At 42.2% G+C, this 12286-nt stretch carries 10 protein-coding genes; 6 read left to right on the top strand and 4 right to left on the bottom strand.

Annotated elements, in window-relative coordinates; translation table 11 throughout:
- Positions 1 to 602: 602 nt before the first annotated feature.
- Entirely contained in the window at positions 603 to 1079 is a 477-nt protein-coding gene (locus WC743_RS13245) for a hypothetical protein (RefSeq protein WP_373012485.1), read from the top strand.
- 24 nt (positions 1080 to 1103) lie between these two features.
- Here WC743_RS13245 and WC743_RS13240 read toward each other — a convergent pair whose 3' ends face one another.
- The 3 genes from WC743_RS13240 to WC743_RS13230 all read right to left on the bottom strand — a co-directional run bounded on the left by WC743_RS13240 (position 1104) and on the right by WC743_RS13230 (position 3053).
- Positions 1104 to 1985, bottom strand: coding sequence for an inositol oxygenase family protein (locus WC743_RS13240; protein WP_373012484.1), 882 nt, complete (start codon positions 1983 to 1985; stop codon positions 1104 to 1106).
- A gap of 211 nt (positions 1986 to 2196) precedes the next feature.
- Positions 2197 to 2619, bottom strand: coding sequence for a DUF3052 family protein (locus tag WC743_RS13235; protein WP_373012483.1), 423 nt, complete (start codon positions 2617 to 2619; stop codon positions 2197 to 2199).
- The gene (locus WC743_RS13230; RefSeq protein WP_373012482.1) at positions 2616 to 3053 is read right to left on the bottom strand and encodes a DinB family protein; all 438 of its coding nucleotides are present in this window, start codon (positions 3051 to 3053) and stop codon (positions 2616 to 2618) included. The genes WC743_RS13235 and WC743_RS13230 overlap by 4 nt, the downstream gene beginning before the upstream one ends.
- A 94-nt stretch (positions 3054 to 3147) precedes the next feature.
- On the opposite strand from WC743_RS13230, the gene WC743_RS13225 reads away from it, so the two are divergent.
- The 5 genes from WC743_RS13225 to WC743_RS13205 all read left to right on the top strand — a co-directional run bounded on the left by WC743_RS13225 (position 3148) and on the right by WC743_RS13205 (position 11636).
- Complete coding sequence (locus WC743_RS13225; protein WP_373012481.1) at positions 3148 to 4386, top strand: nucleoside recognition domain-containing protein; 1239 nt, start codon at positions 3148 to 3150, stop codon at positions 4384 to 4386.
- Between the two features lie 171 nt (positions 4387 to 4557).
- Positions 4558 to 9738 carry a PKD domain-containing protein gene (locus WC743_RS13220; RefSeq protein WP_373012480.1) on the top strand — a complete coding sequence of 1727 codons (5181 nt, stop codon included), beginning with the start codon at positions 4558 to 4560 and terminating at the stop codon, positions 9736 to 9738.
- Positions 9739 to 9741: 3 nt separating this feature from the next.
- Positions 9742 to 10779, top strand: a complete 1038-nt coding sequence (locus tag WC743_RS13215; protein ID WP_373012479.1) for a PorP/SprF family type IX secretion system membrane protein — start codon at positions 9742 to 9744, stop codon at positions 10777 to 10779.
- A gap of 22 nt (positions 10780 to 10801) precedes the next feature.
- Positions 10802 to 11206, top strand: a complete 405-nt coding sequence (locus tag WC743_RS13210) for a hypothetical protein (RefSeq protein ID WP_373012478.1) — start codon at positions 10802 to 10804, stop codon at positions 11204 to 11206.
- A 22-nt stretch (positions 11207 to 11228) separates the two neighbouring features.
- Positions 11229 to 11636: an OsmC family protein gene (locus WC743_RS13205; RefSeq protein ID WP_373012477.1), complete on the top strand. Its 408-nt coding sequence runs from the start codon at positions 11229 to 11231 to the stop codon at positions 11634 to 11636.
- A gap of 7 nt (positions 11637 to 11643) precedes the next feature.
- Here WC743_RS13205 and WC743_RS13200 read toward each other — a convergent pair whose 3' ends face one another.
- Positions 11644 to 12258 (bottom strand): TetR/AcrR family transcriptional regulator, encoded by a 615-nt coding sequence (locus WC743_RS13200; RefSeq protein ID WP_373012476.1) that lies wholly within the window; start codon positions 12256 to 12258, stop codon positions 11644 to 11646.
- Positions 12259 to 12286: the final 28 nt, after the last annotated feature.

Below are 12286 nucleotides of genomic sequence, written 5' to 3'. Positions count from 1 at the left end.
GTTATAATAATTTCGCTAAGTTATGTTTTTGAGGTAAATATTAATAAGAATAAGCTTTATTGATATAAATGATTAGACAAGATTGACATTCTACCTGCCCCATATGCCTATTCATTCAGGTAATATTTTTTGCGCCTTGTTGGTGTTGTCATCAACAATGGCGAAAATTTTGGCTAAAGCCACTTGTATCCCTATTTATCCGTCCCATAAATGAGACGGCAATGAAACACTGAACTGGTTCTTTCAAATCTTCATTGCCGTTGGCTTCAGCCAACGGATAAAGACATAAATGAGCCGGGCTTTTTATAAATAGCGCCGTTAGGTGCTAAAGCTTTGTAGAAAGATCATATTTAAACATTTTAGCGTGCCATCGGTACGCAACCTGGCGTGGTACCGTACCGATGGCACGGTATGGTTACCTGATTATTTTTCTACAAAGCTTTAACCCCGACGGGGTTTATCCTTAAATAATGATACTGAAGCCATACACCTATTCATTCAGGTAATATTTCTGTTGTTTTGATGAATTGCATATAATTTTATTCAAATTCGGTAACTCGTTTGTTAAGATCAAAGCCACCGGGTTAAATTATTCCTTTATCATGAAAAGAACACTCTTGTCTGCTATCCTTTTTTTATCAGTTACCGTATGCTTTGGCCAGAGTAAGCTGATATCATATGATGATCTGGGGTACCTTTTGCGTAACAATATTAATAAAGCCGATACCTTTTTTGCAGCCAAAGGATATTCATTGATAGATAAGAATGTCAATAAAAAAACCCGCAGGTATGGCTTAAAAATAGAAGGCGGAACCTACGCGAACTTTAACTTGCGTAATGATGGCAGGCGGATGTATATTGAGATTGAAACCAATGAGCCTGAACAGTATAATTTGATATACAACTCTATATCGCAATACATAAATAACCAAACCAGCACTCCCGAAGTGCAAACCTTTGCTGTGAAAGACCTGGGCAGCATTTATATTATGGTGAATGATACTACCCCCTATAACCCATTAAGGCGCACTTATACCATGCAGGTAGTATCAGACAAAAGCATTACGGCATACAATTAAACCAAAAAACGAACCCTTTTACCCTTAAAACTTGAGTGTAGAAGGCAAGTATTTTGCCACCAGATCCTCATAATATGGCCGCAGTTTAGTCCAGTTTGGTACTTCGGGGCTTTTTGAATAAAGGTCATATGGGTTAAACAGCGCCACCGCTTTAAACAAACGATGATCATCTGGTGTCATTAAATGGCTGTAAGCATTTTCCCGGTGCTGCGGGTAAAAAGAATGATAACGCAGCATATAAAGCGCTTCTTCGGGAAGATATGGCTTCATCATATGGTAAATATACTCGTCATGTCCCCAGGTCATGTGCACATTATCTAAACCGCAATTGGGTTCGTAAACGCCATACTTGGTATTGTAACGCGGGTCATGATGATCTACATTGCCTGCAAAATATTCAGAGAACACAATTTTGTCCGAGAAAGAGCACCCTACAGGATAGCTATCCCCTACCACTGCCCATTGCGGCTCACCAAACAGGCACAGTACTTTTCCCAGATCATGGAACAGGCCGGTAAGCACCATCCAGTCGGGGCGGCCATCGGCACGAATAGCTTCCGAGGTTTGCAGTAAATGCTGAAACTGATCCAGGTCGGTATCAGGATCGGAATCATCTACTAATTGATTTAAAAAATCAAACGCATCCCATACAGACATTTCCTTTTTATCAAACTTTAAATATTGTTCCTTTTTCTGCAGAACAAAATCATAGGTTTGATTAATATGCTGTAAACGGTAAAATTCTCTAACCGTATCCTTAAGTGTTTCTTCATAGTTACGATATGCTGCTGTATCACGCCCGGCGGCTATTGTTTCAGCATCAGGATAACGAACTAACAGATCATCTTCCCATTCTTCGATAGATGTTAATGGGTTTTGATCCTCTGGCTGTAAGATCTTTCTCATGATATTTAATTAAAGGAATAATTGGTTGGGCTATAAGGCCTATGATCAAAATTAGTAATTAAAGAGAATAGTTTTCAAAAAATGGACGAATTTATTTGCGTATTAAGCAAAAAACCAACCTCAGAGTATAAACCTGGCCATTGGGTTATAACCCATTAAGGCGCACTTATACCATGCAGGTAATGTTAGGCAAAAGCATTAGGGCGCACAATTAAACCGGCTTACGGTCTTTTAAACGGATCACCAGTTTTAAGCCCGACCATGTTTCGTCAACAGCGCAAACTTTAACATCAACTAATCCTGTTTTAAGCGCAAAGTCCCTGATCCTGTCTTCTGTAACATCCGTTACCATCTTTGATGCTTTTTTGGGCCACGAGATCCATATAATACCATTTTGTGTTATTTGCTCTTTCAGAACCGGCAATATTTCAGATAGTTCATCATAGCTCTTTGTAAAAAAGTGGATTAAGTTTAGCGTGCCACCGGGCTTATCAATAAAACATACATCAGCCGGCATATCTGTAAATAAGCTTAAATAATGTTCTGGCGCATTTATCAGCCTGATATAAAACCCCGGCTTTATCCCCAGCTTTTTAGCAAGCGGTGTCCCCGAATATCCCGATGTAGTTATCATGATTTTAACTGGTTTAAATGATGCTGCATGTGTGCTAAATAATCATTCGCTAAAAATTCAACGGCATATAATGTAACCCCTTCACGGCTATTATTACAGGTGGCGCTCATCCGGTCATCAGGGTAATTAGTTAATACGCGTGCTATTTGGCGGTTAACCAGTTTCCAAAGTAGCAGCAGTTCGGCAACATCAGCATCCTTATAGTGTTGTGCTTTTACCCATTCATCCTGGTGATATATCAGCTTAAAACCATCTTCATAAGTACAACGTATAAAACGCTGCAGGTTTATATGGGCGCTGTCAATAAGGTGGCCAATAATCTCTTTGTTGCTCCATTTGCCATTTTCAGGAAGGTTGCCCCAGTTAATATTAGGCGATGTATTATTTAGAAAGCTGTTAACCTCATCATTTATTTTCAGTGCTATATCAATCATTTTGGGGCTGTTTAGTCATGCAATTGAATATAAAAAATCTTAATTGATGTAAATTATTCAAAAAAAATTAACTTCAAAGCTTTAACCGTATCATATGGCCCTTAACTACATCTGGATAGCCTTTTTCTTGATCGCTTTTGTAATTGCACTTGTCAAACTTGTTTTTTTAGGGGATGTAGATGCTTTTAAGTTGCTGGTTGATGGCATGTTTGATTCATCAAAATCATCCGTAATGGATATTGCCCTGCCCCTGGCCGGTAATATGGTTTTATGGCTTGGGATATTGAACATTGGCGAAAAAGCCGGCGCAATGAATTTTTTGTCGCGCATTGTTGGCCCGTTTTTGGGCCGGTTATTTCCGGAGGTACCAAAAGATCACCCTGCAACCGGGCAAATGATGATGAACTTTTCGGCCAACCTGTTAGGTTTAGATAACGCCGCCACCCCCCTGGGTTTAAAAGCTATGGGCAGCTTGCAGGAGCTTAACCCCAATAAAGAAACTGCTTCAAACGCGCAGATCATGTTTTTGGTGCTGCATACCTCCGGCTTGCAGCTGCTGCCGGTAACCATTATTGCACAACGTTTTATATTACACGCCAAAGACCCGGCAGATGTTTTAATCCCCTGTATTATAGCAACCTATGTGGCAACCGTTGTAGGGATGATAGCCGTGGCCATTAAACAAAAAATAAACCTGTTTGACAGGGTTATTGTGAGCTGGCTTGGCGGTTTAACCGCTTTTATAGTTTTCCTGATATGGTATTTTACAGCTTATTTAGATAAGGAGCAAATAACAGTGGTATCAAAAGTTGCCAGTAATTTGCTGCTGTTTGCCATACCCACCATATTTATTTTAGGGGCTATCCGCAAAAAAGTAAATGTGTTTGAGAGCTTTATTGACGGCGCCAAGGCGGGTTTTGAAGTATCGGTAAAGATAATTCCTTATCTGGTGGCCATGCTGGTTGCAATAAGTGTTTTCCGTAATTGCGGGGCGCTTGATTATATAAACGGCGGACTAAAATTTGTAGTGACCAGCCTTAATTTAGATACCCGTTTTGTTGATGCCATGCCCGTGGCCTATATGAAACCCTTAAGCGGTTCAGGGTCAAAAGCGATGATGATAAGCACCATGCAAACCTTTGGCCCGGATAGTTTTGCCGGGCGACTGGCATCGGTATTTAACGGTTCTGCAGATACAACCTTTTATATAGTAGCGCTTTATTTTGGATCGGTAGGTATTAAAAAATCGAGGTATGCAATACCAGCCGGCTTAATAGCTGATCTGGCAGGTGTAATTACTGCCATATTTATATCTTATCTTTTCTTTGGATAATTATCATTAACGTAATTTTTTTCATTCCAACTCCAAATAGTTGTAACAAGAATCAGCTTTCTTTCGTAAAAATGGACTTATTAGTTCAAAGTTAACGATAGCGTCCGATTTGTGTTTACTATTATTTTAAGATCTGTTTTCTACACAGATATTTTCTACTGAAGGGATTGAATGGATAAAATATTTACTAAAAGCTTATTTTCCGTACTGCTTTTTTATCTGCTTACAATAAATGCAGCCTTTTCACAAACCGTTGTGTTAAGGGGTTTTATTAACGGCATTTATGGGCAAGGCTCAACCATAAGCGTACCTTTCCGTATTACCGGATGCTTTAGCAGCACCAATCAATTCAGGCTTTACCTTTCAGACCCAACCGGCAATTTCACTGCAAAAACATTAATTGGAACGTACACCGGTTTTTACGCGAGCTTTGTAAACGGTGTGATCCCCGCGGGTACCCCTGCCGGTGTGCTCTATAAAGTAAGGGTTGAAACAACAAGCCCCATCACTACACCAATTGCCGAATCAGCTGTTTTTACAATTAGCCCCTTACCCGGTACTGTAGCCGCTACTACATCCGCATCTGTTAATAGTGTCACTTATCCTGATGTTTTTGGTGAATGTTTGGGGAGTAGCGGCCAATCATATCCCTTTATAAATAAATCAACAGCAAACGCGGTGCCTGTGGCGGCTACAGCCAATTTTTATAACGAGTTAACCCAGGCCGATGAAGGTACGTTTGCATTAAACAAAAACTTTGCAGCTAATGCAGCCAATTATACCGTAACTGTAAGCGCTGATAATGCAGGTATTATAGGTACCAAATCATACCTGTTAATGAACAATGTTATTAATAACAGCTTTGGTGCCAGCGGCAGCACCACGGTTTGTTTAAGCGGGGCCAACAGCCTTACCTATAACGTTGATATTTCATCACCAAATGGCATCCAAAATAATTTCCCCGGCATGACCTATGAGGTTAACTGGGGAGATGGCGGCCCAAAAAGTACATATACACTGTGTGATATAATAACCGGAGGCGGTAAAATAAGCCACCCCTATACAAAATCGTCCTGCGGTAATTTGGTGAACGGGCAGCCAAACGTTTTCCAGGTAGATCTGCAGCCCGTTAGTCCGTTTTGCGGTAAGGTGGTAACGCAGGTAACCGGTTATGCTAAAGTACTTGCACCACCTCAAAATAAGTTTGATGTTGACGCGTCCGCGTGTGTTGGTACACCTGTTACTATAAACAACCTTTCAGTACCGGGGCAGGATCCTAACAGCACAAGTTTAGATTGTGAAAACATTAATGGCAGATACACCTGGTTAGTTGATGGCAACCCTGTAGTTACAGACTATGACATTTCAAAACCCTTTGTATATACTTTTCTCACAACAGGCACGCACCTTGTAACCTTACATTTGCAAAACAGCAATGGTTTATGCGCTGCAAATGATTTAGAAAAAACCGTTTGTGTGCAAGACCCACCTACGGCGGCGTTTACTTTACCATCTACAACTATATGTGCAGGATCAACATTAGCACCGGCAAATACATCTGTTAATCCTTCTTCCTGCGCTGTTATCCCTTACGAATGGGCCGTTACCGGGCCTGCCACGGTTGGTTATGCCGGCGGTACCAATTCAAGCTCAAGTAACCCACAGTTTGTTTTTAATACGCCGGGGATCTATGAGGTAAGATTGAACATACTTGCACCCAGTTGCGGCACTATAACATCAGCCCCGCAAACAGTTGTAGTTAATACAACTCCTATTGCCAGCTTATCGCCCGATGCCTTGGTATGCGGCAGCGGCCAAACATTTACTTTTGATACCAATCCGGGCGTTACGCGTTCAATATTAGCCAATACACAACAGCAACTGCCAACTACTTACGTTTGGACGGTTACCGGCGGTGATTTTATCTTTGCCGGCGGAACCAATGCTAACAGCCGTTTCCCTCAAATAAGATTTAATGATTATGCTGCTTACACGGTAAAAGTAGTGCACACCAACAATTGTGGTACCGCTGAGGATTCGCAGCTGCTCACTTTTCAGCCCTCTTCTGTTGTTTCTGCAGGAATAGATCAGATAATATGCGAGGGCGGGCAGGCAACATTAGCCGGTACAATTTCCGGCGCATCTACAAGTCAGCAATGGGTTGGTGGTACAGGCACCTTTATCCCTAACAGAACTACACTTAATGCCACTTATATACCATCTGCTGCAGAGATAGCCGCCGGGCAGGCATTATTAACATTAAGGGTTACCACCGCCCTTGCCGCCCCATGTAACAGTATTGACGATAATGTTGTTATAGCCATAACCCGGAAAGATAATATTACAAGCCGGGCTGCCCGGTCTGTTTGTACCGGTGAGAGTTTTACATATAACATTACATCTGCCAATGCGGCAACAACCTTTACATGGACGGCCGCACTCACATCAGGCACGGCTACTGGTTTTAGCACGACGGGCAGTGGTAATACCATTAACAATGTAATAAGCAACAACACAACTGCCGATGCCGTTGTTACTTACACAATTACACCTGTAACAAACGGCTGTACCGGCAACCCGTTTGCATTAAAAATTACTGTTAAACCATTGCCGCGAAGCAGTGCTGCAGTGGCAAACCCGCTAATATGCAGCAACCAGCCCACCGGTATCACACTTACATCAAATATTGTAGGCGCCACATATACATGGACGAGCACCGCATCTGCCGGAATTATAGGTAATACCAATCAGGCGGTGCCTACCGGGAATGTAAACATTCAGGACCTGTTAACTAATAACGGAACAGCTATAGGTACCGTAACTTATACTATTACCCCACTAAACGGAACCTGTGCCGTAGCGCCTATAACTGCCACAGTAACTGTACAACCGGCGCCGGTAACATCCGTACCAGGTGCAGATGTGCAAATTTGCAATAGCCCTGTATACACGCTTCAGGGTAACAACCCCACCCCGGGGACAGGTAAATGGACGCTTGTATCTGGCCAGGCGGGTGTTACTTTTTCTGATGATACCAAACCAAACGCGGTTGTGAGCGGTTTGCTGCCCGGCAATATTTACCAGCTTAAATGGGCTATAACAGCCTCACCTACTTGCCCGCCAAGCAGCAACGTGGTAACAATTACCAATGCCGCCGAAACCATTGGTGGTACATTGACAGGTACGGCTACGGTGTGTTCAGGCATTAACGGGGGGGCGGTTACACTTACGGGCCAGGTTGGTAATGTTTTGCGATGGGAATCCTCTACAGATAACGGCACTATATGGCTGCCTATAACCAATAGCACCAGTACATTAAATTATTTAAACATAACAGAAACTACGCAATACAGGGCGGTTGTACAAAACTCAGTTTGCAGCATAAAAACATCAACCGCAGTTACTATTACAGTAAACCCACCGGCTGTTACAGCAGTTGCCGGTGCCGATGTTGTGCTTTGTAATACAGGAACTGTGCTTTTATCGGGCAATAACCCCGCTCCTTTTGCGGGTACATGGACACAAACCGGTGGGCCGGCAGTTACAATAGTTAACCCAACAAGCCCTCAAACCCAGGTAACCGGAATGACCAGCGGCAATATTTACCGGTTCAGGTGGACTATTAAAGGGTTGCCCCCATGTACCGATAGCAGCGACGAGATAGTTGTTACCGATAATAATGATGTAACGGCCAGCTTTACGGCCAATAAGGTAGCAGGTTGCGGCCCTCAGTTAGTGACATTTACTAATAAATCATCCGTTATTACAGGAACAAGTTTTGTTTGGGATTTTGGTGATGGTTCGCCGCAATCAGCCGAAGTTAACCCGCAGCATACCTTTCTGCCGCGGCCCGACGGTAAAGAAGCCGTTTACACCGTATCATTAAACATTGTAAATAATTGTGTGCCAAGGCCGGCTGTTACTACTGTTGTTAAGGTTAGTCCCGCGGCACCGGTATCTGCTATTTTACCCGATAATTTAAATGGCTGCGGTGCATTTGTTTTAAACGTGCAAAATGTATCGCCGGGTAATAACTCGCACTATGATTTTTATTTATACAGGGGCAGTACTTTGGTGCAACATATTGCCAGGGTTGAAAAAGAGTCTGTGGCATTTAATGCTATTACCACAACCGTTACAAGGACATATATTTTATATATGGTGACCACCGACCTTTGTGGTACAAAAACAAAAAGCATTGAAATACCAATTACCATCTCTCCGGCTAATTTTGCGCCTCAAATGTTTATTAAGAATAACATTAACAAAGGGTGTGCACCGCTCAATGTAACGTTTGTTAATAATTCATCGGGTGGTGATACTTTCAGTTATAACATTTATGATGCTGCTAACAAGCTTATAGAGACCGTATCTGCCGGTAAGTCTGATTTCCCTTACGTATTTACTACTCCCGGCACTTACTATGTAAGCCTTACAGGTGCAGACTACTGTAGTACGCTTGAATCTACACCCAAACTTAAGGTTGATGTATATCCGGCACCCCTGCCTGATTTTGAAGCTGATGTAACCACCGGTTGCAGAAGTATTAAAGTGCAGTTTGCAAATTTCACACAAAAAGACGGCAATACCCCACCGGCATCACTTATTTATGATTGGGATTTTGGCGATGGCAGGCATGAAACCGCTTATACCCCATCGGCGCATGTGTATAGTTACGAAAATTCGCCGTACACGGTTAAACTTACGGTTACAAATTTGGCAACCGGCTGCACAAATACCATTGTAAAAAATGATCTGATCTTTATTAACAGCCCGCCAAATGTACGCTTTACCGCCAAGCCTGATACGGTTACTACTATACCTAATTACCACTTCGCGTTTGTAGATCAAACAGCCGACAATCTGGTATCATGGCAGTGGACGTTTGGCGACGGCTCATCATCAACCAGCCAAAACCCGGAGCACACCTACGCAGATACCGGATCATACAAGGTTACCCTAAAAGTGATCAATACTATGGGTTGTGATAGCACCATAACACATAAAGTACAGGTTAAAGGCGTACCCGGCCAGTTATACTTGCCAAATGCGTTTACACCCAATGGTTTAAGCAACGAGTTAAGAACATTCACCACAAAAGGATCGGGTATTTTAAAATGGAACTTACAGGTATTTAATAACTGGGGGCAGTTGGTATGGCAAACAAACAAACTGGATAGCAAAGGCGAACCGGTTGATAGCTGGGACGGTACTTATAAAGGCGCGCCCGCACCACAGGGCGTATATATATGGCAGGCATCGGCAACATTTATAAACGGTACGGAGTGGAAAGGAATGTCATACAATAACTCTTTACCAAAGCGCAGCGGGGTAATACATTTAATAAGATAAGTGATGAAAGGTTGTTCCAAATTTTTAGGTTTGTTTTTTTGTACGATGCTAAGCTGGTTTCATTTATCGGCACAGGATCATATGTATTCTCAGTTCTTTAATTCGCCTATTTATTTAAACCCGGCCTTAACCGGACAGTTCCAGGGCGATTTACGCATGAACCTCATTTACCGCAACCAATACACATCAGTACCGGGCAGCCTTAATTATATATCAGGGTCTATAGATTATAATGTACCACAGTTTGGCGGAGGATTGGGCTTATTGTTTACCCGCAGTGCAGAAGGAACAGCTTATCTGAATAAGAACAATATATCGGGCACTTACTCTTACAGTGTGGGGTCTGATGCTTTTGTACTCTCTTTTGGCTTACAGGCCGGGGTTACCAACCGCTCAATTGATTACGGCAAACTTGTATTTAGCGACCAGATAGACCCGCGCCTTGGATACATCCCGGGTTCGGTATCGGCCGCCGAGCCACCATTGTATAATAACAAGTTTTATTTTGACTCCGGCGCGGGGATTAACCTAACGGCCGGCAATTTTAATTTAGGCGGGGCCGCTCAGCACCTTAACCGGCCCAATGAATCGTTTACAGGTACGCCATCAAAGTTGCCCATAAGGGGAACGCTCCATGCCAGTTATCGTATAAATTTAACCTGGGATGATAACCTTGATGATGAGGATAAACCATATGTAATACCCTCGGTAGTGGTTTACAGGCAATCTAAATCACAATCTGTTAGTATGGGGATGCAGTATAAGCGCCGCAGCATTAATGCCGGGCTTTGGTATCGCAGCGGTGGCCCCGCCGGCCCAAGTTCATTTGTGGTATCATTAATATTTGATTTGTTTATTAATAAAGAAGGTGGAGAAAAGGTTCGTTTTGGGGTTAGCCATGACGTACCCGCAGGTGGTTTAAACTATACCAATAGCAGCGGCACAACAGAAGGGAGCATTGGCTATGAAACTACGCTCCCATCGCGCACTAATATTGAACATAAATTTATAGGAGCACGCAGATGTTACGATTTTTACTAATTTTAGTGCTTTAAATTTATAAATGGAACATAATTACTTAGAAGATAAGAAGGTAAAGAAAAAATCGGCGGTTAAGGCTATTTGGCTATTGGCCTTTTTTGGGATCGCATTTGTTGTTTTATTAACCAAATTTGCCGTGTCGGGCTCCATGAACCCCTTTAACGGATTGCCTGATAGTGATGCCGCTTATACTGTGGCAAAAGAATATATAGCACCAACGGTATTATCATCAAACGTGGAATTTTCTGATAGTGAATATAAGTTCGCTAAAAAGTCAGACTCGGTTTATGTTATCAAATCATTTTACACCGCCAAAGATGGTACCGGCGAAAGGGCAAAAACTAATTTCACCATCACCTTAAAATATAATGGCGGGCATGCCGAAAGTGGTAAGAACTGGACCATGCTTAACCTTGACCAGGACTAACCAATTCCATAACATCCATTTCATGGAAATAAATAAAGATCTGATAGCCACTGCCGACGCTAAAATTGGCCGCATACAGTATCAAACTATTGTAAAAAGCGGCAATCATACCTTAATTGGAGATGAACCTTTAGAAGAAGGCGGGATGGATACTGGCATGTCGCCTTACGGTTTATTGCTGGCCAGCCTGGCAAGTTGTACAGTTATTACTTTAAGAATGTACATAAACCGTAAAATGTGGCTGATAGATGAGATAGGTATCAACCTTGAACTTAGCACAACAGAAAAAGGTGTTCATATTGATAGCAAGCTGAGTTTTACCGGCGAAATAAATGATGAACAAAGAAAAAGGTTAATAACTATTGCTGATGCCTGCCCTATTCATAAAATACTGGTTGGCAATATAGAGATCTATACCTCTCTGCAATAAGCTAAGCCTATTTTAGCCCTTTAACAAATATATCTATCAGCAGCAGGCGCTTATTGTGGATCTCGTCTAAATGTTCTTTACGCGGGAAATTCGCTTTCTTTTGAGGCATCGAACCAACCTTTATACCGTGTAAGGCATCCAAAAAAACCTCAACAATATCTGCCGGGTTTTCAACCGGACGGATATGGCCTTTTTCGGCTTCGGAATTTATAGCGCTTATTAATAGTTTGGTTTCGGCCTCACGGATCTGGGTAATGATGCCCCAGATGGTATCAGGCAGGTTTTGCTCATTTATCCTGAAAAAATCAAAGAAGTTGTAGTTGGTTACAATGAAATTATGGTGCGTATTCACCTGGAACAGGAATGCGTCATACAGGTCGGTAATGTTATTGAATTTATCTTCAAACAGCTTCAGGTAATCATTAGCTAATTTGCGCATAACGGCTATATAAAGCTCACTTTTATCCGGAAAATAATAGTATAGCAGGGCCTTTGACATGGAAAGGTCACCGGCAATTTCATTCATGGTTGTTTTGGAGTAACCATAATGCAAAAAACGCTGGTGTGATGCCTCTAAAATTTTCTCTCGCTTTATATCCTGCTGATCAATACCTGCACTCATCTATCTGATAAAAATTTAAAATGTTAAA

Origin of the sequence: Mucilaginibacter sp., from assembly GCF_041660805.1 — a bacterium.
Lineage (GTDB): Bacteria > Bacteroidota > Bacteroidia > Sphingobacteriales > Sphingobacteriaceae > Mucilaginibacter.
The sequence above is the reverse complement of the archived record's forward strand: the minus strand, read 5'-3'. Positions and strand labels throughout refer to the sequence as shown.

Coding starts and splice junctions, on each gene's coding strand:
- WC743_RS13200 (WP_373012476.1), bottom strand. CDS start 12,258: ATGAGTGCAGGTATTGATCAGCAGGATATAAAGCGAGAGAAAATTTTA.
- WC743_RS13215 (WP_373012479.1), top strand. CDS start 9,742: ATGAAAGGTTGTTCCAAATTTTTAGGTTTGTTTTTTTGTACGATGCTA.
- WC743_RS13240 (WP_373012484.1), bottom strand. CDS start 1,985: ATGAGAAAGATCTTACAGCCAGAGGATCAAAACCCATTAACATCTATC.
- WC743_RS13235 (WP_373012483.1), bottom strand. CDS start 2,619: ATGATAACTACATCGGGATATTCGGGGACACCGCTTGCTAAAAAGCTG.
- WC743_RS13205 (WP_373012477.1), top strand. CDS start 11,229: ATGGAAATAAATAAAGATCTGATAGCCACTGCCGACGCTAAAATTGGC.
- WC743_RS13210 (WP_373012478.1), top strand. CDS start 10,802: ATGGAACATAATTACTTAGAAGATAAGAAGGTAAAGAAAAAATCGGCG.
- WC743_RS13220 (WP_373012480.1), top strand. CDS start 4,558: ATGGATAAAATATTTACTAAAAGCTTATTTTCCGTACTGCTTTTTTAT.
- WC743_RS13230 (WP_373012482.1), bottom strand. CDS start 3,053: ATGATTGATATAGCACTGAAAATAAATGATGAGGTTAACAGCTTTCTA.
- WC743_RS13225 (WP_373012481.1), top strand. CDS start 3,148: ATGGCCCTTAACTACATCTGGATAGCCTTTTTCTTGATCGCTTTTGTA.
- WC743_RS13245 (WP_373012485.1), top strand. CDS start 603: ATGAAAAGAACACTCTTGTCTGCTATCCTTTTTTTATCAGTTACCGTA.